The sequence below is a fragment of the Pseudarthrobacter sp. NS4 genome (assembly GCF_024758005.1).
Taxonomy (GTDB): Bacteria; Actinomycetota; Actinomycetes; order Actinomycetales; family Micrococcaceae; genus Arthrobacter.
The window spans coordinates 1,092,860-1,113,960 of the sequence record NZ_CP103288.1 but is presented as its reverse complement, the minus strand read 5'-3'; the positions used below and the strand labels follow the sequence as shown (position 1 = coordinate 1,113,960).

General features: G+C 65.2%; 16 protein-coding genes and 3 pseudogenes. 11 read left to right on the top strand and 8 right to left on the bottom strand.

Features of this window, described 5'->3' with window-relative positions; all coding sequences use genetic code 11:
* Positions 1-24: 24 nt before the first annotated feature.
* A complete protein-coding gene (locus NXY83_RS05260; protein ID WP_258805030.1) occupies positions 25-954 on the bottom strand; it encodes a glycosidase in 930 nt (309 codons plus the stop codon).
* 261 nt (positions 955-1,215) lie between these two features.
* Entirely contained in the window at positions 1,216-2,277 is a 1,062-nt protein-coding gene (locus NXY83_RS05255; RefSeq protein ID WP_258805029.1) for an adenosine deaminase, read from the bottom strand.
* 48 nt (positions 2,278-2,325) lie between these two features.
* Here NXY83_RS05255 and NXY83_RS05250 point away from each other — a divergent pair, with 48 nt between their 5' ends.
* The gene (locus tag NXY83_RS05250) at positions 2,326-4,881 is read left to right on the top strand and encodes an excinuclease ABC subunit UvrA (RefSeq protein WP_258805028.1); all 2,556 of its coding nucleotides are present in this window, start codon (positions 2,326-2,328) and stop codon (positions 4,879-4,881) included.
* Between the two features lie 190 nt (positions 4,882-5,071).
* Positions 5,072-5,719, top strand: a complete 648-nt coding sequence (locus tag NXY83_RS05245; protein WP_258805027.1) for a LysM peptidoglycan-binding domain-containing protein — start codon at positions 5,072-5,074, stop codon at positions 5,717-5,719.
* A gap of 165 nt (positions 5,720-5,884) precedes the next feature.
* Here NXY83_RS05245 and NXY83_RS05240 read toward each other — a convergent pair whose 3' ends face one another.
* Complete coding sequence (locus NXY83_RS05240; protein ID WP_258805026.1) at positions 5,885-6,475, bottom strand: hypothetical protein; 591 nt, start codon at positions 6,473-6,475, stop codon at positions 5,885-5,887.
* 157 nt (positions 6,476-6,632) lie between these two features.
* On the opposite strand from NXY83_RS05240, the gene NXY83_RS05235 reads away from it, so the two are divergent.
* The 4 genes from NXY83_RS05235 (at position 6,633) to NXY83_RS05220 (ending at position 10,020) form a co-directional block, all read left to right on the top strand.
* Entirely contained in the window at positions 6,633-7,544 is a 912-nt protein-coding gene (locus NXY83_RS05235) for an MSMEG_6728 family protein (protein ID WP_258805025.1), read from the top strand.
* A gap of 3 nt (positions 7,545-7,547) precedes the next feature.
* Entirely contained in the window at positions 7,548-8,408 is an 861-nt protein-coding gene (locus NXY83_RS05230; protein ID WP_258805024.1) for an NAD-dependent epimerase/dehydratase family protein, read from the top strand.
* A 98-nt stretch (positions 8,409-8,506) separates the two neighbouring features.
* Positions 8,507-8,902, top strand: coding sequence for a DUF1622 domain-containing protein (locus NXY83_RS05225; protein WP_258806071.1), 396 nt, complete (start codon positions 8,507-8,509; stop codon positions 8,900-8,902).
* Between the two features lie 104 nt (positions 8,903-9,006).
* Entirely contained in the window at positions 9,007-10,020 is a 1,014-nt protein-coding gene (locus tag NXY83_RS05220) for a hypothetical protein (RefSeq protein WP_258805023.1), read from the top strand.
* Here the strand turns inward: NXY83_RS05220 and NXY83_RS05215 are convergent.
* A pseudogene (locus tag NXY83_RS05215) lies at positions 9,999-11,196 on the bottom strand (IS3 family transposase). The gene NXY83_RS05220 and the pseudogene NXY83_RS05215 sit on opposite strands and share 22 nt — an antisense overlap.
* A gap of 64 nt (positions 11,197-11,260) precedes the next feature.
* Between NXY83_RS05215 and NXY83_RS05210 the strand changes: the two are divergent.
* The 3 genes and pseudogenes from NXY83_RS05210 to NXY83_RS05200 form a co-directional block, all read left to right on the top strand.
* Positions 11,261-12,292, top strand: a pseudogene (locus NXY83_RS05210) (DUF222 domain-containing protein); the annotation flags it as partial.
* Positions 12,293-12,418: 126 nt separating this feature from the next.
* A complete protein-coding gene (locus NXY83_RS05205) occupies positions 12,419-13,198 on the top strand; it encodes an isocitrate lyase/PEP mutase family protein (protein WP_258805022.1) in 780 nt (259 codons plus the stop codon).
* A gap of 40 nt (positions 13,199-13,238) precedes the next feature.
* Positions 13,239-14,012 carry a YqjF family protein gene (locus tag NXY83_RS05200; protein WP_258805021.1) on the top strand — a complete coding sequence of 258 codons (774 nt, stop codon included), beginning with the start codon at positions 13,239-13,241 and terminating at the stop codon, positions 14,010-14,012.
* On the opposite strand, the gene NXY83_RS05195 is transcribed toward NXY83_RS05200, so the two are convergent.
* Entirely contained in the window at positions 14,009-14,329 is a 321-nt protein-coding gene (locus NXY83_RS05195) for a hypothetical protein (RefSeq protein WP_258805020.1), read from the bottom strand. The genes NXY83_RS05200 and NXY83_RS05195 overlap by 4 nt on opposite strands.
* Positions 14,330-14,430: 101 nt before the next feature.
* Between NXY83_RS05195 and NXY83_RS05190 the strand changes: the two genes are divergently transcribed.
* Complete coding sequence (locus NXY83_RS05190) at positions 14,431-15,228, top strand: ZIP family metal transporter (protein WP_258805019.1); 798 nt, start codon at positions 14,431-14,433, stop codon at positions 15,226-15,228.
* Between the two features lie 63 nt (positions 15,229-15,291).
* Here NXY83_RS05190 and NXY83_RS05185 read toward each other — a convergent pair.
* Positions 15,292-17,751: pseudogene (locus NXY83_RS05185) on the bottom strand (Tex family protein).
* 163 nt (positions 17,752-17,914) lie between these two features.
* Between NXY83_RS05185 and NXY83_RS05180 the strand changes: the two are divergent.
* Positions 17,915-18,211 (top strand): hypothetical protein, encoded by a 297-nt coding sequence (locus NXY83_RS05180; RefSeq protein ID WP_258805018.1) that lies wholly within the window; start codon positions 17,915-17,917, stop codon positions 18,209-18,211.
* 230 nt (positions 18,212-18,441) lie between these two features.
* Here the strand turns inward: NXY83_RS05180 and NXY83_RS05175 are convergent, their stop codons facing one another.
* Complete coding sequence (locus tag NXY83_RS05175; protein WP_258805017.1) at positions 18,442-19,527, bottom strand: alkene reductase; 1,086 nt, start codon at positions 19,525-19,527, stop codon at positions 18,442-18,444.
* A complete protein-coding gene (locus NXY83_RS05170) occupies positions 19,520-20,842 on the bottom strand; it encodes an ISL3 family transposase (RefSeq protein WP_258805016.1) in 1,323 nt (440 codons plus the stop codon). The genes NXY83_RS05175 and NXY83_RS05170 overlap by 8 nt, the downstream gene beginning before the upstream one ends.
* Between the last annotated feature and the right edge of the window lie 259 nt (positions 20,843-21,101).

Genomic DNA, 21,101 nt, shown 5'->3' with positions numbered 1-21,101 from the left:
CTGCTGCTACCTGGTTGGGGGACGTTAGTTGATGGTGATGTCGCGGGTGCGGTGGTCGTAGCGGATGGTGACAGTGCCGCCGTCGTGGTGCAGTTCGTGGTTGGGGCCATCGAACGTGCCGAACGCGCCGTAGTTCTCGTCCCAGGACCGGTTCAGCGCAATCTTGAAGGTGTAGGTCCCAGCGGGCAGTTCGGCGCTCTTCTTCCACTGCTGGTCCAGGAAGTCGAACTCCATCTGGGCTTCGTCGTACTGCGGCGCCCAGTTCTCGGGCGCGCCCAGGATGGTGTTGAAATCGCCTGCCACGGCGACGGCCTCGGGCTGCGGGTGCGTCTCAACGTCCGGGCCCTCAAACGGCTCGGCAGCGGCAGGTTCGGCTGCAGCCGTGGCCTCGGCGGGGGTCTTGCCCTTGCGCACTGCCTTGACCACCGGCTCGACTGCGTCCTCAAGTACCTTTGCTGCCTTGCCCACGGCGGCGGCAGCCTTCTTGGCAGGAGTCTTCCTGGCCGTCGCCTTCTTGGGAGTTTCCTCCTTGGCCGGTGCCTGCAGCGTGGCCGCGGCGGCGGAGACCGGACGGACAAAACCTTCCGGGGCGGTGGGAACCGGGGTGTCGGCGGGGACGGGAGCGCCGGTATCCAGCGCGGTGGCAAAGGACACCGGATCGGGGAAGGCGACGGTGGCGCGCATGCCGTCCTCGGTGATGGTCCAGCCGGAACGGCCCTTCACCAGCCAGCCGGCCTTGACCAGCTTGGCGGTTGCAGAGGTGAGGGTTTTATGGCCGCGGGGAATACCGCCGCTCAGCAACTCGGCCTCGTGCTCGTTGAACGGCACGCGGGCCGTCGCCTCCGCGAGGACCTGGCCCGCGTTCAGTGCATCGCCTGACCACACGCCTTCGGTCAGGACATCCAAAACGGTCTTGAGTCGAAGGAAGGTGTTTTCTGCGGTGGACTTGGCCATGATTCCCCTTTTATGAAAGCGATCGGTCTTAGGCATCTTGCCAACTGCCCGTTAAATCGCGCGACTTTAATTGGTTAACTCTGCGTGTCGTGACCGACTATGAAGCGGCCATCGCAACAAATGAGGCTAGGGTCTCGGGTGAAGGGCTGGCTGCACAACCCCTGAAGTGCTGGCATGGGTGCCGCCCTGCGCTCCCCAGACACGCCTGCGGCACCCAGTTTACCGGCACAACGGTGCGCTTGTTGCTCCGGACACAGCACGTCAGGACGTAACTTCTCCGCCGTTCAATTCCTCCAGCAGCTCCGCCTTCCGTTCCTCGGATGCAAAGGACGAATGAATGGAGTTCGCGGCGAGGCGGGCCTTGTCGAAATGTGAGAGTTCGAACACGGCCTCGAGCTGGGCAAAGTTGTCATCCACGTAGCCGCCGAAGTAGGCGGGATCGTCCGAGTTGACGGACACATTCAGCCCAGCTGCGAGCATGGCCGGCAACGGATGGTCAGCCAGGGTATCGACGGCGCGCAGCCGGACGTTGGACAACGGGCAGACGGTCAGCGGAGTCCGCGCATCAACGAGGCGCTCCACCAGGTCCGGATCCTCCATGCAGCGGATGCCGTGGTCGATGCGCTCCACGCCCAGGACGTCCAGCGCCTCAATGATGTACGACGCCGGTCCCTCCTCGCCGGCGTGGGCCGTCAGCCGCAGGCCTGCTTCCCGCGCCTTGGCAAAGAGCCGTTCGAACTTGGCCGGAGGGTTGCCCACCTCGGCGGAATCCAGGCCGATGGCTCCGATGGGTGCATCCATGGCCAGCAGGCCGTCCAGGACTTCCAGGGCCGAGTCCTCGGGAAGGTCACGCAGGAAGGCTGCGATCAGCATTGTGGAAATACCGAAATCCTCCTGGGATGTAGCCAATACCGAGGCAACACCGTTGACGCAGGTTTCCAGCGGGATACCGCGCGACAGGTGCGCCTGCGGATCCATCATGATCTCTGCGTGGCGTACGCCGGCAGCAGCGGCCCGTTCCAGGTAGGCATGCGTCATGGCCGCGAAGTCTTCCTCCGTCTGCAGCACCGCCATATTGGCGTAGTACAGATCGAGGAAGGACTGCAGGTCGGTGAACTCGTACCTTTCGCGGAGTTCGTCCAGCCCGGAATAGGGCAGGGTGATGCCGTTGCGCTCCGCCAAGGCGAAGATCAGCTCCGGTTGCAGGGTTCCTTCAATGTGCAGATGCAGTTCGGCCACCGGGAGGAGCGGGGCGTGTGCTTCCAGTTCAGCTGCGTCCAGTTCTGTTTCAGGCACGGCAGTGGCGCCCGCAAAGTTATCCATCGGGTCAGGATAATGCCCAGCACCGGAATCGCCACTAGAGTCGACCCAATGCAGAACGCCCAACATGCTGATGACCTGCAGTACCCGGACCCAGGCTCGGCCGCCGACGGTTTTGTCCGGGTCCGCGGAGCCCGCGAAAATAACCTCCGCAACGTGGATGTCGATGTCCCGCGCGACGCGATCGTGGCATTCACCGGCGTTTCAGGCTCCGGGAAGTCGTCGCTGGCGTTCGGCACCATCTACGCCGAAGCCCAGCGGCGTTACTTCGAATCCGTAGCGCCGTACGCACGCCGCCTCATCCAGCAGGGGCACAATCCCAAGGTGGAGCTGATCAGCGGACTGCCGCCCGCCGTCGCGCTTCAACAGCGCCGTGGCGCGCCCAGCAGCAGGTCAACGGTGGGGACTGTCACCACGCTCTCCAACTCCCTGCGCATGCTGTTCTCCCGGGCCGGCACCTACCCGGCAGGCAGCACCCAGCTGGACTCGGATGCCTTCTCCCCCAATACGGCCGCGGGTGCTTGCCGGGAGTGCCATGGCCTGGGCATCGCACACACCGTGACCGAATCCTCACTGGTCCCGGACCCGTCCCTCAGCATCCGTGACGGTGCCATCGCTGCCTGGCCAGGCGCCTGGCAGGGGAAAAACCTTCGGGACATCCTCACCCATCTGGGCTACGACGTCGACGTCCCGTGGCGCAAGCTGCCAAAGAAACACCGCGACTGGATCCTCTTCACGGAGGAACAGCCCGTGGTGGAGGTGACTCCGCAGCGCGACCGCGTGGCCAAACCGTACAAGGGGCGGTTCTGGAGCGCCAGGAGCTATGTCCTCCATACGCTGGCAGATTCACAGAGCGCCTCCATGCGCGAACGCGTGCTCGCATACATGGAGTCCGGCCCATGCCCGCGCTGCTCAGGAACAGGACTGACCCCAGAGGCACTGGCCGTAACGTTCGCGGGCAGGACCATCGCCGAACTCAACAGGCTTCCCATGGTGGAGCTCGCGGACGTCGTCCGTCCCACCACTGAATTGGACGACGCCGGCACGGCCTCCCGCACGCAGCTATCCGGAGAGTCCAACGAGGTGGCGGTGGCCATCACCCGGGACCTGCTCCGGCGCATCACTGTCCTGCTGGACCTCGGGCTCGGCTATCTGGCGCTTGGCCGGGCCACTCCCACCTTGTCGCCCGGCGAAATGCAGCGGCTCCGGATTGCCACGCAGCTGCGTTCCGGCCTGTTCGGTGTGATCTACGTGCTGGATGAGCCCTCAGCCGGGCTTCATCCGGCCGACGCCGAGCCCCTGCTGGAGGTGCTGGAGCAGCTGAAATCGTCCGGCAACTCGGTGTTCGTGGTGGAGCACAACATGGACGTTGTCCGCCGCGCTGACTGGCTGGTGGATGTCGGCCCACGCGCCGGCGAAGGCGGCGGCGAAGTGCTCTACAGCGGACCGGTTGACGGTCTGGCCGGGATTGAGGCGTCAGTCACCAGGCCTTTCCTGTTCGACGACGGCGCGTCGGTTCCACGCGGCGGTGCCGGTGCCAGGCCGGTCCGGGAGCCGGAGGAATGGCTGGAGTTGAAGGACATCACCCGGCACAACCTGCGCGGCCTGGATGCTGACTTCCCTTTGGGCGTGCTGACCGCCGTGACCGGTGTTTCAGGTTCCGGGAAGTCCACCCTTGTGAGCAAAGTACTCGGCGGGGTGGTCGGCTCCAGCCTCAAGACGCCGGTGGAGCAGGACGAACCGGCGGAGCCCCTGGAGCTGGGAACCGTCGTCGGCAGCCACCGCATCGACCGTCTGGTGACTGTGGACCAGAAGCCCATCGGAAGGACCCCGCGTTCCAACCTGGCCACATACACCGGGCTTTTTGACGCCGTCCGCAAGGAATTCGCCGCCACGGAGCAGGCCAGGGCGCGCGGCTTCGGTGCCGGGAGATTCTCCTTCAACGTGGCGGGCGGGCGCTGCGAAACCTGCCAGGGCGAGGGGTTTGTCGCCGTCGAACTGCTCTTTTTGCCCGGCAGCTATGGCCCGTGCCCGGAATGCGCCGGGTCCCGTTACAACCCTGAGACGCTTGAGGTCGAGTATCGCGGCCTGAACGTGGCCGAAGTCCTGGCCATGACGGTGGATGCCGCCGCCGAATTCCTGGCCAGCGTCCCCGCCGCGGCGAGGAGCCTCAAGAGCCTGCAGGATGTTGGCCTTGGCTACCTGCGCCTGGGGCAGCCGGCCACTGAGCTCTCCGGCGGTGAGGCGCAGCGCATCAAGCTGGCCACGGAGCTCCAACGGGCGCAGCGCGGCCACAGCCTCTACCTCCTCGACGAACCCACCACCGGCCTCCACCCGGCTGACGTGCAGCTCCTGATGGCCCAGCTCCACGGACTGGTTGACGCCGGAAATTCCGTGGTGGTTGTCGAGCACGATATGGCAGTAGTTGCCGGCGCCGACTGGGTTATCGATCTTGGGCCGTCGGGAGGGGACAAAGGCGGGCAGATCATGGCAGCCGGGACGCCCGTTGCCCTCGCACAATCCACCCGAAGCCGCACCGCTCCCTATCTGGCAGCGGCCCTCGGTCAGCCAACCACCAGCCGACGTCCAGATAAGATCTCGATTTGATAACGCCAGCGTCATGTCCTAGCGTGAAAGGCATGCCCGTCCAGCGGGCGCATGAATGCCAGGTGCTGCCTCCACCAGAACTGCCCAGCGGCAGCCACCGAAGTTGACCTCTATTTGTCAGGGGCGGGCAGTGGCGCGATGATCTCCGGGGACGGAACCAGCGCCGGTGGCCTTCAGGAGCATCACCGAAATGAAAAACACATCATTCCGTACTGCCGCGCGCCGTGGAGCAACGGTAGCCGTCATCTCAGCAGCAGGCCTGGCTCTCTCCGGCACGGCGGCAAACGCCACCACCAGCACTTCCACATGGGACGCGCTGGCGCAGTGTGAAAGCGGTGGCAACTGGGCCATCAACACCGGCAACGGCTACGCCGGCGGCCTGCAGTTCAGCCCCAGCACCTGGTCTGCTTACGGCGGCACGGGTTCGCCTGCTGACGCCAGCCGTGAGCAGCAGATCGCCGTAGCCCAGCAGGTACAGGCGTCGCAGGGCTGGGGAGCATGGCCTTCCTGCTCAGCCCAGCTCGGCTTGAGCGGCGGCGCCACCGGCACCGCGCCGGTCCAGCAGGCTCCGGTCCAGCAGGCTCCGGTCCAGACCGCCCCCGTTCAGTCCGCTCCGGTCCAGGCAGCCAGTGTTGCCCAGGCACCGGTTGCCAAGCACGTTACGTCAGTTGCTTTGTCCGGCGAGACCTACACACTGCAGGCCGGCGACACACTGAGCATCGTCGCCGAGAAGCTCGGCATCCAGGGCGGCTGGCAGCATCTTGCGGACGCCAACCTGGACACCATTGCCGATCCCAACCTCGTCTTCGAGGGCCAGGTCATCCAGCTTCCCGCATAGAAGCGCGGATGCAGCTGCAGGCCAGCTGCCCCGGCCTTCACAGGGCCCTACAATCAGGTCGGCGATAGACAAATTCCGTTGACCAAGAACGACGCCGGCACGCCCCCACAAGGGGAGTGCCGGCGTCGTTCTTTAATTCCTTGTGAAGCCGTTGCCCGGGGCGGGCTAGTGGGCGGCTGGTATCTCCCGGACGATCCGCACCTTCCAGGCGGAGTCGTCGGTGGTGTCCAGCAGGGCAACGGTGCCGTGGGCCAAGTTGAGGGCGACGCGTTTGACGGCGAGCAGCTCCAGGTAGAGGTGCTCGTTCATCCGGGCTGGGGTGTCGATCATATATTTCACCGCATCGCGGACCTTGCGGTAGTTTGCGCTGCTTTCCCTGTGCTTGTGCAGCTCAAGAGCTGAGCGCTGCTTGAGCCGCGGCTCGTGGCGGTTCAGCCAGGTGACGGCGGCGTGGACCGCAACCACAAGGGTGAGCGAAACGCCGTAGATCCACCAGCCGCTGGAGAGCAGGAACAGCGGCAGGTTTCCGATGGCCACAAGCGCAATCACGATGCGGAGGGCGGCGATCCTGCGCATTGTCAGGGCGACAGCGGCCATGCCGTCGCGGAAGCGATGCTGTTCCTTGCGCGCTGCGGCGGGATCAATAGTAAATTCATCAAGGACCAGGATGCCCTTTGCTTCCGGACTCAGCATCTGCCCGTAGCGGGGCGCGCTGGTGTGGGTGTTTCCGGTGGTCTTTTCAGGTGTTAATGTCATGAGGGGGCTTCCAGAACGCTGGGGTGGTTGCCGAGATCTTAGTGGTTTTTACATCCATTCGTATGCATGCGTCCACTATTTGGACACCCGCAGTGGTTCCCCTGTGGTCCCCGGCACTGCAATTGGAACATCCGCCTGCTGCCGTCAGACTGAATAAATGCAAACCTTCCTCCCGTACCCTGATTTCCGGCAAAGCGCCGCAGCCTTGGACACCGCCCGGCTCGGCAAGCAGCGGGTGGAGGCGCTCCAGACGCTCCGCGCCCTGGTAATTCCCGGATACGGCTGGCAGACCCACCCGGCCATCCGCATGTGGATGGGCTACGTGCCGGCACTCACCATGTACGGGCTGGCGATGGTGGACGAGTGGACGAAGCGCGGGCACCCGGACAATACCCGCGCCAACATCACGGAGTTCGCGCCGCAGGCGGCACACCCCGATTATGTGGCCAAGATTCCCATGCCGCCATGGCTCGGCGATCCCGATTTCCACCTCAGCCACCGCTCCAAGCTGGTGCGCAAGGAGCCGAAGTTCTACACCTCCATCTTTACGGATGCGATTCCGGAGATGGACTACATCTGGCCGGAGCCGAAGCACGAGTTCCTCCCGCAGGAGCCAGAGGGCGACATCATGTGGATCCTGCGCGATCCCCATGATGACGTCGATCCCCAGACACTGAACACCGTGGCCCTTCCGCCCGTGAATGGCAGCATCGCTGCCGCGGCCGGCATGGACGATGACTACTCCCCCGTGTACCTCGACGACGGTTCCCGCCGCCCCTCGCGCCGGCCGCGGAAGGCGCCGCCCAAGAAACTGGTGAAGAAGCCCACCCGTAAGCGCCTGGCCCAGGAGGAGGCTTTCTCAACCCTTCCGGGAAAGACGCCCGTGGCCGTCCCGTTCGAGCACGGAACCAAGTTCGCCGTAGGCCAGGTTGTGGGCCGCCCCATCACCCTGGAGGATGGCAGGTTCGGCCGGAACTTCACGGTCACCGAGATCATCGACCGGTCTGCGTTTGCCTACCCGGCTCTCCTGCAGGATCCGCGCGTGTTCTTCCCGGTCGAAGCGCCGTAGCCCATGACAATCCTCCTGGCCGGCTGCGGGGATCTCGGAACGGAAGCCGGGCTGCGCTTCGCCGCTCTCGGCCACCGCGTGGTGGGCTGGCGCCGCTCACCCGCAAAGCTGCCCGACGCGATCGAAGGTGCAGCGGCGGACTTGAGCACACCTGGCCTTCCGCCGGTCCCGGCGGGCGCCACCGCCGTCGTCATAGCCGTTGCCGCCGACTCGCCCTCTGAGGAGGACTACCGTGCGGCGTACCTTGGCGGGGTGACGCACGTCCTGGACGCTTTGGAGCGCGACGGCGTCAAGCCCCAGCGGGTGCTTTTTGTATCCTCGACGGCGGTCTACGGGGATTCCGGCGGGGGCTGGGTCGACGAAAGTACCGCTCCTGCGCCTACCGGCTTTTCCGGCCGCGTCCTGGTAGAAGCGGAGGAACTTCTCCGGGCCCGGCTGGTTGGGACAGGTACAACACCCGTGTCCCTCCGGCTGGGCGGCATTTACGGTCCGGGCCGGACGCGCCTGATCGACCAGGTGCGCACCGGATCGGCAGTAGTTCCTGAGGACATCCGCTATACCAACCGCATCCACCGCGACGACGCCGCGGCCGCCATCGTCCACCTGGTCACCATGCGCGGGGAACCTGCTCCAACCTATGTGGGCGCGGATAACGACGCCGCCGAGCTCGGCACGGTACTGCGCTTCCTGACCGCCGAAATGGGGCTGTCCGAGCCGCCTGTTGGTGCGGCGGGACCTGCGCGCGGCGGCAACAAACGCTGCAGCAACGAGCTCCTCAGGAGCAGCGGTTTCAGCTTCACTTTTCCTTCCTTCCGGGAGGGCTACCGGGACATCCTTGCCGGAAACGGCGTGCGTCATCCCTAGCCAACGTCGGCCGGGCCGTATCTGCGTCTAGGCTGGCTGCTTAGGTATTCGGGTCCGGATTCGAGTCAGGGATTTGGCGCAGAGTGAGGCAGGAAGCCATGGATTTTCGGCACATCATAGAGACCGTTGGGGAGTTGGTCGATTTTGCCGGCGTCGCCGTCATGGTGATCGGCGCCTTGGTTTCCATCCCTTTGGCGCTCCGTGGGTACCGGCCGAAGAAGCTTCGCGCCGGCAACGAGGAGCTGAGCTTCTACCGCTTGTACCGGCAACTGTTGGGCAGGTCGATCCTGCTGGGGCTCGAACTGCTGGTGGCCGCCGACATCATCAAAACCGTCGCCATCACGCCCACCTTCGAAAGTGTGGGGGTCCTGGCGATCATCGTGCTGATCCGGACGTTCCTCAGCTTCTCGCTCGAGCTTGAAATTACCGGGCGGTGGCCGTGGCAAAAGGAGCCCAGCAAATCCGGCAATCCTGCTAAAGCAGCGGCGGGATAATCGCGCTTTATCGGGTTTTCCACATAGGAATATGACTTGATCTGGTTTTCCACATAGGAATATGAGCAGGATGTTTTGTCGGTGGTCTTTGGCAGAGTTGTCCTATGGAAGCCATTGGGGATCAGCTTGTGGAGTTCGGCGGGTCCGCCGCTGCGCTTCCCCGCGCCCTTCGTGGTGATCGCATACACGGCGCACACGACGCCGGCGCACGGCTTAGGCAGTCCAGTCGCCTTCACGCCGTCCCGGCCAACGTCACTGCCCGCGAATCCGAGCCCTGTGGCGGAGCCGCTGCCGCGGCTGAACCCGCGACCTCACCCGCTGTCGCTGTGCCCCCACCGGTGGCAGGCACCGCCGCGGCTGAAAGATCAACAGCCATTGGTGCCCGTGGGGAACGGCCTGACTTGGCCGCATTCGGAAACCAACTGGCGGCCGCTGCTGTTGCTGCCGGGGATGCGTTGGCATCGGCTGACTACGTTCAGGCGGCGGATTTCGCCGGGCAGGTCGAAACCCTGTCCCGTACCGTGGAGTACCTGCAGCTGATCGCCGCCTCCACCGTAGACCGGACCCGCACCCAAGCAATTACCGCCGCTGCGGCCTCCCGCACCGGCCAGGGCAGGACGGGTCGACCGGGCAGTACCGGCCGGGGGTGGGTGACCGGCTGGGACGCCAACGGTGTCGAGACCCTGAACGAAACAGACGCCAACTGGCCCGCACCCACCGCTCAGCCCACACGCGCGGAGCTGGGCAGCCCAGTGACATCCCCGGCCGATGACGGGTGCAGGAACACCGCCGAGTTCCTCCGGCTCCGGCTCCGGATCCCCATCCGGGAAGCCCGCCGCCGCCTCACCCTGGCCCACCAGACACTGCCCGGCACCACCCTCGCCGGCGAACCCACCCCACCGGCACACGAGCACCTGGCCGCCGCCCTGACCCCCACCAACCCCAGAGAGCCGGAATTCACCTCCACAGAACCAGACCTGCCGGCCGGACCGGTGGTCTCCTCGCACGCCGCGACCATCATCACCGCCACCCTGGACCGGCTAAAGCACCACACCAGCACCGAAACTGGGGTTACCCGCAAATCGTGGACAGTTGATCAGGCGGCTTGTGCCGGCTGAGGTTTATTGCTGGTGAGGAACTGTTCGTGTTCCACTGGCGTGGTGTAGCCCAGGGCTGAGTGGAGCCGTGAGCGGTTGTAGAACTCCTCGATCCAGCGTCCGGTTTCCCGGATCGCGTCCTGCCTGGTTGCCCACCGGCGCCGGTCGTAGAACTCGGTCTTCAGGGTGGACCAGAACGATTCCTGCATCGCGTTGTCCCAGCACACGCCTGTCCGCCCGACGGACTGCCTGATGCCCAGTCCGGAGCAGACGGCGTTGAGCTGGGACGAGGTGTACTGAGTGCCCCGGTCGGCATGGAACACGACCCCGGCCGGGCCGCCACCGCGCAGGATGTAGGCCATCCGCAGCGCCCGCTCCACCAGGCTGGTGGTTTGGACCGAGTCCATTGCCCATCCGATCACGCGCCGGGAACAGGCATCCCTGACAGCACACAAGTACACCCAGCCTTCACCGGTGCGCAGGTAGGTGATGTCCGAGATCCACACCGTATCCAAGGCCCCGGTATCCCACTTCCTGGCCACCAGATCCGGGATCGAATGCACCCGCGCGTCACCGATCGGCGCTACCGGCCGGAACCGCCGCGGCGAGATCCCTTCCAGACCCTGCCGGCGCATAGAGGCGGCCACACTCTTCCGGTCAACGCCGGTCCCGTTCCTGGCCAACGCGGCCTGCACCCGCGGCGCCCCATAGGTCCCGTACGATTCGGCGTGAGCCCTCCGTACCATGGCGTCAAACTCCGCCCGCTCTGCATCCTCGCCGGTGACTCTGACTCACGGCGCCGGCGCCAGGCGTAGAACCCGGAGCGGGACACCCGCAAAAGCCTGGCCATCCGCTGGACCGGGTAATTAGCCTTCTCGGCCTCCATCAGCTCGAAGCATTCCGATTCTGCTGCTTGGAGGCGAAGAAGGCTGCGGCTTTTCCCAGGAACTCGTTATCCATCCGCAACTGCGCGTTTTCCCGGCGCAAACGCTCCAGCTCAGACTTCTCCGTCTCAGCCGCCGCGAACTCCTCAGGAGCCGCCAACCGGGCCCGTTCCTGGGCAACCCACCGGCCCAGCAACTGCTCACCCAGGCCCAACTCCCGGGCCACCGGCGCGACCGGTCTGCCCGTATCGATGACAAGGCGCGCAGCCTCCCGCCGATACTCCGGAGTGAATTTACGTCGTGTCGTGCTCACAAGAACACCTTCCCGCAGAATCCCAGGATCCCGCTACTTCAGGTGTCCACCAACAGAGGTTAACCCCAAAACCCTGGACCGGATCGAACACCACCTCACCACCACCGCAGCTGCCGCCGACCCCGACTTCCTCACCCGCCTGGCCCAACGCTGGACCGACACCATCGACGCCGACGGCACCGAACCCACCGAAGAAGCCCTCCGCCACACCCAGGGCGCGTTCATCCGCAAACCCCGCCACGGCCTGCACCACCTGGAAATCTTCGCCACCACCGACCAATACGAACACCTCCTCACCGTCATGAACACCGCCACCAACCCCCGCACCACCACCCCCAACACCAGTGCCAGCACCACCAGCACAACCCAGGCTCCGGACTTGGGCCGGGACGTGGGCCAGGAGCGGGACGTGGACCTGGAGCGGCGGACCCGCCCGCAGCAACAACTCGACGGGATCGTCTCCGCCGTCAAAGCAGCCCTCACCACCAACCTGCTCCCCACCACCGGCGGCAACCGGCCCCAGATCATCGCCACCATCAACTACCAGGACCTCCTCCCCCACCTCCCCGACCCCGGCAACGGCGCCGGCGCCGGCGCCGGGACAAACACAGACACAGGCACAGGCACACGAACCCCCACAGGCACAGGGGCCGGGACCGGGGCGTTCGTGTTCACCGGCCCCGTCGCTGCCGTCACCCTCCGCAAAATCGCCTGCGACGCCGACATCATCCCCGCCCTCCTCGGAACCCACGGCGAAATTCTGGACCTCGGCCGCAAAACCCGCCTCTTCACCCCCGCCCAACGCCTCGCCATCACCGCCCGCGACCAAGGCTGCACCTTCCCCAACTGCACCATCCCGGCACCCTGGTGCGAAGCCCACCACATCACCTACTGGTCACACGGCGGACACACCACCACAAACAACGGCACACTCCTATGCACACACCACCACCACCTCATCCACAAAGAACAATGGACCATCACCACCACCCACGGCACCCCAACCTTCATCCCGCCACCCCACATCGACCCCACCCAAAAACCCCAACAAAACCACTACTTCAAACCCCCACCACCACCCCACCCCAGGGAATGAACGGGTTCCTGTTGCGGTCTTTTCCGCTACGCGTCTCCGGGCGATGGCAGGCATCTCCCCTGAGAGACTCTCCTCGCTCCTCTGGATTTCGTTGGGTCGAATACCTGCGTCTATTAGGCTTCACCCATGACTGAATCCACGGCTGCCAAAGCCTCAGAGCTGCTTCGCCTCCACCAATTGCCCGAGATCCTCCAGGTAGTGAATGTCTGGGATGCCATCACGGCGAAGGTCATCACGGATGTGCCGGGAACTACGGCTTTGGCCACGGCGAGCCACTCCATTGCCGCGTCATTGGGATACCAGGATGGCGAGAACATCCCTGTCGAGGAGATGATCCAGGCTGTGGGACGCATCGCCGCTGCCACCCACCTCCCTGTCAGCGCCGACCTTGAGTCCGGCTACGGCAATCCGGCTGAGACCACGCGCCGGGCCATCGGCGTGGGCATCGTCGGGGCCAACATCGAGGATCAGATGCGGCCCCTGGCTGAGGCAGTGGAACAGATGGCCGCCGTAGCCAAAGCTGGAGCGGCAGAGGGTATCGACTTTGTCCTGAACGCACGGACCGACGCTTTCCTGAAGGGCAAAGACCGCGAGCCCGGCCACGTCCTGGCCGATGCCATCGAGCGCGGAAAGGCTTTCCTTGATGTTGGCGCCACTACCGTCTTTGTGCCGGGACTCCTCAATGAACCAACTGTGGTTGCCCTCGTGGACGGCATCGGCTGGAACAAGGTTTCCGTGATCAATGTCCCCGGATCCCTGCCTCCCGCAAAACTGCAGGAGTTGGGTGTCGCCCGCATCTCCTACGGTCCCTGGACCCAGCGGGTGGCCCTGACAGCACTGGCAGATACGGCGGCGAGCCTGCTTTCCGGCGGCACCCTTCCTGAAGGCACCCGCGCGCTGAACTAGCTGTTCCGGACGGTCACGACGCGAAGGAGGGGCCCTGCCCATGGTTAAGCATCTGAATGCAGCAGCCCTATGGCCGGCCCCTCCAGAGCTTCCCTCGCCCACCATGTCTGACCAGCGCTGGACCGACGCAATCTTCCTGCATTGGCGGATACCGGAACCCGTGGCTGCCCGCTTCATGCCGCAAGGCGTGCAGCCGGACAACTTCGACGGTACGTCGTGGGTGGGCCTGGTCGGATTCCGAATGAAGAACGCCGGAATCGGACGCGGCCCCGGGATTCCGTACCTGGGCAGCTTCAACGAGGTCAACGTGCGGCTCTACTCGCGGGAACCCGATGGAACCAGGGGGGTAGTCTTCCTGAGTCTGGATGCGAACCGGCTGCCTGTGGTCCTCGCGGCGCGGGCAGCACAAGTACCCTACGTCTGGTCACGAATTCACTACCGGCAGCTCCAGTCCGCGGACCCGCAGGCCCCCTCCACGGGCTATGCCGTCAGCCGCTACAGGCGTGGAGCCAGCAGCAGGTTCAGCGTGGTTCCCCGGCTTAACGCCCCGGCACAGGACGCACTGTCCATCCACGTGACGGCGAGGTTCGGCATGCACGGCAATATCGGGGGGCGGACATTCTATATACCAAATACCCACAAACCGTGGCCGCTGTACGCCGCAGAACTTCACGACTTTCAAGATGATCTGGTGAAATCGGCGGGAATCAGTGTGAGCGGCCCGCCGGAATCGGTCCTGTATTCACCAGGCGTGCGGACACAATTCGGCCGTCCGCGGGTAGTGATAGACCGCGGCCAGCTGCCTGGTACTTAGGCGTCCTGCCAGCCACGACCTTCGCTGAACGTGGCGACAAGCGTGCCCACGCCGGCCTGGAGGGAGTTGGACGGGTCAAAGTAGAGTGACGCCTCGGACGCACGGCTATGAGTGATCAGCTGTTCGGCTTCGAGCTTTGCTTCCGGTACGGTGGCCCCGATGATCCCGGTCCTGGCAGGAAGTTCCGGGGCATGTACAACCTCCGCGTCGGTTTCCGACAACGGAATCGTGGTCCCGGAGTTGATCTCATCATGGGGAAACTCAAACTCGGCATCAGGGGACGCTGCAGGAATCGTGTACTCCAGGAAATAAGTCATGCACCCACCTTTGCAGAAAGCCACCACTCACCGAAAGTCGGAGCTTCCTGCAGCTCCAATTGCATATTCCCACGTCAACGCCATACTCCTATACTTGCGGGATGATGATGTCGCTGTGGTTTGGCGTCATAGCATCCAGCGCGTTGGTCCTGGGTGCCTTCATCGGCGTTCGTTTTGAACTGCCTAAACGGCTCCTTGCCATGCTGCTGGCCTTTGCCGCTGGGGCGCTGATCACAGCACTCGCCTTCGAACTGTTCGAAGACGCGTATGAACACGGCGGGATCATCCGCGCAGCCATCGGCCTCATGGGCGGTGCTGTGGTGTTCACGGTCCTGAGCGCACTGCTGGACCGGTGGGCACAAGCAGGAGAGCAGGAGCAGGCCACACCTGCTGACGAATTCCAAGGCAGTGCCAAACTCGATACGGATGCTGCGGCCGAGGATAAACGTGCCACGTCTGCCTCAACACGCGGTGCGGCCGGGCTGGCACTGCTGGCCGCAGTCACCCTGGACGGCGTGCCGGAGAACGTTGCCCTGGGAATCTCGCTGGGCGAAGGTACCGGTGGCCTTGCGCTTCTCGCGGCGATCTTTGTCTCCAACTTTCCCGAAGCGCTGGTGGGGTCAGCCTCCATGCGCAGCCAAGGACGGTCCACGGGAAGCATCATCGGACTGTGGCTGGGATGCGCTGCCCTACTGGTTATAGCTGTAGTTGTCGGTGCAGGACCGCTGTCCGGGACGGACCCGGAAGCCATTTCAATACCCTTGGCTTTCGCTGCCGGTGCTGTCATCGCTTCCCTGGCCGACACCCTGATGCCCGAAGCCTACGAGCACGGTGGCCCCGCCGTCGCGCTCAGCACTGCAGCAGGCTTCGTCCTGGCCTTCGTGCTTTCGCTGACCTGACCTGGCCGCCCTGACCGCCGGGCCCCGCCCATCCGGTAAAGACCGCCAGCAAGCCGGAACCGGCTATTTACCCAGGCCGGCTTTACGCAGCGCCTCGGCCATGGCCGTGTTCACGGGTGCGGGCTTCGGGGATGAGCCGCGGCCTCCTGCCGCGCTCGAGGGCTTCTGTCCTCCGGACCGCTGCGGATCCTGCCGCCCGCCGCGCTCAGCAGACTGGTTACCCCCACGCCCGGAGTTCTGGTCCTTTCCGCCGCTTTGGTTCTGGTTCCTGCCGCCGGGCCGGCCGGGAGCCGCCCCGCCAGCGGAGGGTTCGTCGTCGAGCCTCAATGTAAGGGAAATTCTCTTACGGTCCGGGTCCGCCTCCAGAACCTTCACGCGGACCACCTGGCCGGACTTCACCACCTCGCGGGGATCGGACACAAAGCGGTTCGCCAGGGCCGAGACGTGGACCAGGCCATCCTGGTGGACGCCCACGTCCACGAATGCGCCGAAAGCCGCGACGTTAGTCACGGTCCCCTCAAGCACCATTCCGGGCTTCAGGTCGGAGATCTTCTCGATGCCCTCAGAGAACGTCGCAGCGGCGAAGGCAGGGCGCGGATCCCGGCCCGGCTTGTCCAGCTCGGCCAGGATGTCCGTAACGGTGGGCAGGCCGAATGTATCGTCCACAAAGTCCCGGGGATCCAGGGACGAGGCCGGTGCCGAACCGGCAGCGACCAGAATCTTGCGCGCCACCGAATAGGCCTCGGGGTGCACACTGGAAGCGTCCAATGGCTCCGCTCCCCCGGTAATCCTCAGGAAGCCGGCGCACTGCTCGAACGCCTTGGCGCCCAGCCGCGGCACCTTCTTGAGGTCGGCACGCTTGGCGAACCGGCCGTTCTAGTTCCGGTAGGCCACGATGTTTTCGCTCAACAGGGGCCCGACGCCGGCTACCCGGCTGAGGAGTGCGGGTGAAGCAGTGTTGACGTCCACGCCCACGGCATTCACGCAGTCCTCCACCACAGCGTCCAGGCTCCGGTCCAGTTTCGATGCCGTCACGTCGTGCTGGTACTGGCCCACCCCGATGGACTTCGGGTCGATCTTTACCAGTTCAGCGAGCGGGTCCTGCAACCGCCGGGCGATGGACACGGCCCCGCGCAGGGAGACATCCATGCCCGGCAGCTCTGCGGCCGCGAGCGCGGACGCAGAATATACCGACGCGCCGGCTTCGGACACCACAAGTTTCTGGGGCTTCCGGTCCACGTCCGGCAGCCGCTTGATCAACTCAGCGGCGAGCTTGTCCGTTTCCCGGGAGGCGGTGCCGTTGCCGATAGCCACGAGTTCGACGGCGTGCTGCCGCGCCAGCCGCACCAGGGTGGCCAGGGCTTCGTCCCACTTCCGCGCAGGGGCGTGCGGGTACACCGTATCGGTGGCCACCACCTTGCCGGTGCCATCCACCACCGCCACCTTCACACCCGTGCGGAGTCCCGGGTCCAGGCCAAGCGTGGCTCGGTTTCCGGCGGGGGCGGCCAGCAGCACGTCACGCAGGTTGGCTGCGAAGACACGGACCGCTTCATCCTCTGCTGCGGCGAACATCCTCCCGCGGAGGTCCGCCGTCAGCCGGGCAAGGACCCGGGACCGCCAGGCTATCTGGGCAGTCTGCATCAGCCAGGCATCGGCGGGACGGCCGCGGTCGGCAACCCCGAGGCACCGGGCCACTGCTGACTCGTAGCGGGCGCGCGCGGCGGCGAGGGCGTCGTCGTCCGCGGGATCCGCTTCGGCGAGGTCGAGCTCAAGGACGCCGTCCTTTTCTCCGCGCAGCAGCGCGAGCACCCGGTGGGACGGCATTCCGGCGGGAGCCTGGGCGAACTGGAAGTAGTCGGCGAACTTCTGGCCCTCGGCTTCCTTCCCCTTCTTCACGCGCGACACCATCCGGCCCTGCGTCCACAGCCGCTCGCGCAAGGTGGCGGCGAGGTCGGGGTCCTGGGCCACCCGTTCCACGAGGATGGCGCGGGCGCCTGCGAGCGCGGTGGCTGCGTCCGCGATGGCGTGTTCAGTGTTCAGGTACTTAGCGGCTTCGCGCTCCGGGGTGAGGTCCGGCCGCTTGAGCAGGGCCTCGGCCAGCGGTTCCAGGCCAGCCTCGCGGGCAATCTGCGCCTTGGTACGGCGCTTCGACTTGAAGGGCAGGTAGATGTCCTCCAGACGCGACTTGGTATCCGCAGCGAGGATCGCTTTCCTGAGCTCCGGCGTCAGCTGGCCTTGCGCTTCTATCGCTTCCAGGACAGCACGACGTCGGTCCGCAAGTTCGCGGAGGTAGCGCAGGCGGTCTTCGAGCTCCCGGAGCTGGGTGTCATCCAGCGTCCCGGTGACTTCCTTGCGGTACCTGGCGATGAACGGGACTGTTGACCCGCCGTCGAGCAGCTCTACCGCGGCCTTCACCTGCCAGGCTTTGACGCCCAGTTCTGTAGCGATTTGGGTGTAGATGGCGTCGTCCGGCTTTGGGGCAACAGTTGGAACGGAGGTGGGTGCTTGCGGCAGTTGGGTCACCAGAACATCTTGCCTTACCCACCTGCCCGGCTCCACTGCCGGCGAGCGAGCAGCAGTTGCGCGGCGGCCGGATGATGCCCGGCAAGGGTATTCCGCTCCCGCCCGGGAAGTGCTGTAGTGGAGGTGCCGTCACAGGCACCCACAGCTCAAGGAAGAGGCAGCCATGCGCGAACTGCTTGTCGTGTTTCAGGAGGGGTTCGAGGAAGCCAATATCACCGTGACAGTGAACGGTAAGCAGGCGTGGCGGGACCTTGGGGTTTCCACCAACCCGCTCCTCGGCATAGCGTCCGAGGTTTCCGTGGAGCTGCCGGCGAAGGGCGCGCACGTGGGCGTGGAGGTCACCAACCGCGGCCTGAAAGCGATCACGAAGGTCAGCGGCAAGCCCAAAAGCGTGCTCGTTTCGATCGAGGACGGCAGGCTCGTGATGAAGGAAGGGACGGGCCGGGAGGCGCTGCTATAAATGGGGTTTTAGCTCTGGAAATCTTGTCCATTTGGACCCTAGCAAAAGTCCATTCGCTGGAGTAGCATCTGATCACCGCCGGCTTCCAGAGGGGCCCGGCGGGCCAAATTAATAGATGCCGAAGGGTCGTCGGATGGCCTGTGGCACCTGCTGCCGGGACAGCACACCGAGCAGCCAACGACGGCGACACCCAAAGCAGGGTGCCGCCGTCGTCGCAGTTAAAAGGGTGCTTAGCCCTGGTACAGGGGATAATCCGTGTACCCTTCAGCGCCCTCGGCGTAGAACGTGGACGGGTCCGGCTGGTTCACTGGAAGGTTTTCCTTCCAGCGACGGGCCAGGTCCGGGTTTGCGATGGCGGGACGGCCCACCACCACTGCGTCGGCGTGCCCCTCAGCCACCAGGTCGACGGCTTCCTCACGGGTGGTGACCAGCCCGAATCCGGTGTTGACCAGGAAGGTTCCGCCGAAACGGGCGCGGAGGTCCTGGACAAGCTCACCCGTCGGCTCGTGGTGCAGGATGCTCAGATAGGCAAGGTTGAGCGGGGCGATGCTGTCCACCAAGACTTCATAGGTGGCGCGGACGTCGGCGGCATCGGTCTCTGCGATGCCCTGGACGTTGTGCTCCGGGGAGATGCGGATGCCCACCCGGTTCGCACCCAGCGCTGCCACCACCGCATTGACTGTCTCGATGACAAAGCGGGCACGGTTCTCCGGGGAGCCGCCGTAGCTGTCGGCGCGGACGTTCGAGTTGGGGGCCAGGAACTCGTGCAGGAGGTAGCCGTTGGCTGAGTGCAGTTCCACGCCGTCGAAGCCGGCCTCGATGGCGTTCAGCGAGGCGTTGACAATTTCCTGGATCACCTGGGGCAGTTCGTCGGTGGTGAGGGCATGCGGCACGGGATAGGGCTTTTTCCCGAATGGAGTGCGGACTTCACCTTCGATGGCGACGGCGCTGGGCGCGACCAGGGGGTGGCCACCGGTGATGTCCGGGTGCGAGACGCGGCCGCCGTGCATGATCTGCGCGAACATCCGGCCGCCCTCAGCGTGCACGGCGTCGGTGACCTTCTTCCACCCGGCGACCTGTTCTTCGGTGGCGATGCCGGGCTGGCCCGGGTAGGAGCGTCCCGCCGGGCTGGGGTAGGTGCCTTCGCTGACGATGAGTCCGAGGGAGGCACGCTGGCGGTAATGCTCGACGACGAGCGGGCCGGGGACGCCTTCCTCACCTGAGCGGAGCCGGGTCAACGGCGCCATGACCAGGCGGTTGGGAAGCTCAAGTTCGCCAAGGGCGAGGGGGGAAAACGGGTCTTCGCATTTAGGCATGGTTCGTCTGTTTGATTCGGTAGGGTCGGTGGCCGCCGGCGGCAAGTAGGCATCTGAGTCTGTAGTTGGGGAAATTACGGAACCCACGGGCGATACGGCGGGTGGTTTCGATGACGCCGTTGATTGCTTCTGTGGGGCCGTTGGAGGCGCCGCGGGTGTCGAAGTAGGCCAGGATCGCGGCCTTCCATTGTTTGAGTGTTCGACCGAGCCGGGCGACTTCCGGGATCGGACAGGACGGGAACGATGCGATGACCTCGTTGACGAGCCCCCTGCCGCGTTCCGGGCGGGAGTGGTAGATGTTCCGTAGCTTCTGATAGCACTGCCAGGCCAGGGTGACTTCGTGGCCGTGGTCCCCGGCGGTGAGTTTCGCATCGAGCCTGGCGGCCTGCTTCTCGGTCAGATGTTCCGCGCCGGTCTGCAGAGTCCGCCGGATACCGTAGAGCGGATCTCCCTTGCGGCCCCGGTGGCCCAGGGTCTCCTGCTGGACCCTGCGGCGGACCTCGTCGACCATGGCCGATCCCAGTTTCACGACGTGGAAGGCGTCCAGGACGGTGATCGCTTCGGGCAGCTCGTCGCGGATGGCGTTGGCGTAGCCGCGGAACGGATCCAGCGCTGCCGTCTTGACGCCGGCGGTGAATTCCTCGCCGCGGTCTTTAAGCCAGTCGGCGTAGGCCTTCCCGGACCGGCCCGGGACGAGGTCCAGCAACCTGGCATGCACCACGCCCTTCTCGTCGCGGGTGTGATCCACGATCCCGGTCACCATTCCGGATCCCGGCGGACCGGTGTGGGACCAGACATGCTCATCGACGCCGAGCGCGTTCACCCCTGTCAGCCGGCCGGTCGCTGCGATCCGTCGGGTCGCCTCTGCCTTGATGGCGTCCCAGGCTGTGTGCCAGGAGACGCCGAGCTGGTGGGCCAGGGCCGATACCGAGGTGTCGAAACGCTGCAGCGCATCCGTCGCCCATGCCGCCGCGCGGGCGGTCAGTTTCGCCCGTGGCCCGGCCAACGGGTGCTCTTCGGTGAACGTGGTTCTTCGGCAGTCCGGATCCGGGCAGCGCCAGACACGCTTGGCCCACAGCAACCGCACCGGCCGCCCGAAACACGGGGTGTCATGGAGCCGGACCTGCCGGCGGCCATGCCCGACCGCGACGACACCGCAGTCCGGACACCCGCTAAGAGTTTCGGATGTTTCAACGTGCAGAACCAGGCCGGTCCCGACCGCCGTGACCGAGCAGACGTGGATGCCGTCGACACCAAGAAGCGCGTCTGCCCGCTCGCACCAGCGCCCGCCCGGGCAGGAAGTAGCATTGGGCATATCAGGGTCTCTTTATTTACTTGGAAGCTTGGTCGCTACCAATTCAAAGAGGCCCTGACCCCTCTCCTCCCGCACCACGCCGCAGCGGCATCAGGACACGCTCCTGCCCTCGGCGTCAGATGGCCCTAACCATGCTCATCTGCGAAGGGCCGGGAAAACAGCATGCGCAGTTCCTTTCGAAGGCGTAAGTCGTACTGCTCGTGCCAACTGGGGCGCGCATGCAACTATTCCGGATGCGGCGGGAATCACAGGGCCGTCG

What these genes read in the sequence shown, in the direction of transcription:
- NXY83_RS05195 (WP_258805020.1), bottom strand. Translation starts at nt 14,329, where the DNA reads ATGACTTATTTCCTGGAGTACACGATTCCTGCAGCGTCCCCTGATGCC.
- NXY83_RS05200 (WP_258805021.1), top strand. Translation starts at nt 13,239, where the DNA reads ATGGTTAAGCATCTGAATGCAGCAGCCCTATGGCCGGCCCCTCCAGAG.
- NXY83_RS05180 (WP_258805018.1), top strand. Translation starts at nt 17,915, where the DNA reads ATGCGCGAACTGCTTGTCGTGTTTCAGGAGGGGTTCGAGGAAGCCAAT.
- NXY83_RS05170 (WP_258805016.1), bottom strand. Translation starts at nt 20,842, where the DNA reads ATGCCCAATGCTACTTCCTGCCCGGGCGGGCGCTGGTGCGAGCGGGCA.
- NXY83_RS05240 (WP_258805026.1), bottom strand. Translation starts at nt 6,475, where the DNA reads ATGACATTAACACCTGAAAAGACCACCGGAAACACCCACACCAGCGCG.
- NXY83_RS05245 (WP_258805027.1), top strand. Translation starts at nt 5,072, where the DNA reads ATGAAAAACACATCATTCCGTACTGCCGCGCGCCGTGGAGCAACGGTA.
- NXY83_RS05205 (WP_258805022.1), top strand. Translation starts at nt 12,419, where the DNA reads ATGACTGAATCCACGGCTGCCAAAGCCTCAGAGCTGCTTCGCCTCCAC.
- NXY83_RS05190 (WP_258805019.1), top strand. Translation starts at nt 14,431, where the DNA reads ATGATGATGTCGCTGTGGTTTGGCGTCATAGCATCCAGCGCGTTGGTC.
- NXY83_RS05250 (WP_258805028.1), top strand. Translation starts at nt 2,326, where the DNA reads ATGCAGAACGCCCAACATGCTGATGACCTGCAGTACCCGGACCCAGGC.
- NXY83_RS05260 (WP_258805030.1), bottom strand. Translation starts at nt 954, where the DNA reads ATGGCCAAGTCCACCGCAGAAAACACCTTCCTTCGACTCAAGACCGTT.
- NXY83_RS05230 (WP_258805024.1), top strand. Translation starts at nt 7,548, where the DNA reads ATGACAATCCTCCTGGCCGGCTGCGGGGATCTCGGAACGGAAGCCGGG.
- NXY83_RS05220 (WP_258805023.1), top strand. Translation starts at nt 9,007, where the DNA reads ATGGAAGCCATTGGGGATCAGCTTGTGGAGTTCGGCGGGTCCGCCGCT.
- NXY83_RS05225 (WP_258806071.1), top strand. Translation starts at nt 8,507, where the DNA reads ATGGATTTTCGGCACATCATAGAGACCGTTGGGGAGTTGGTCGATTTT.
- NXY83_RS05175 (WP_258805017.1), bottom strand. Translation starts at nt 19,527, where the DNA reads ATGCCTAAATGCGAAGACCCGTTTTCCCCCCTCGCCCTTGGCGAACTT.
- NXY83_RS05235 (WP_258805025.1), top strand. Translation starts at nt 6,633, where the DNA reads ATGCAAACCTTCCTCCCGTACCCTGATTTCCGGCAAAGCGCCGCAGCC.
- NXY83_RS05255 (WP_258805029.1), bottom strand. Translation starts at nt 2,277, where the DNA reads ATGGATAACTTTGCGGGCGCCACTGCCGTGCCTGAAACAGAACTGGAC.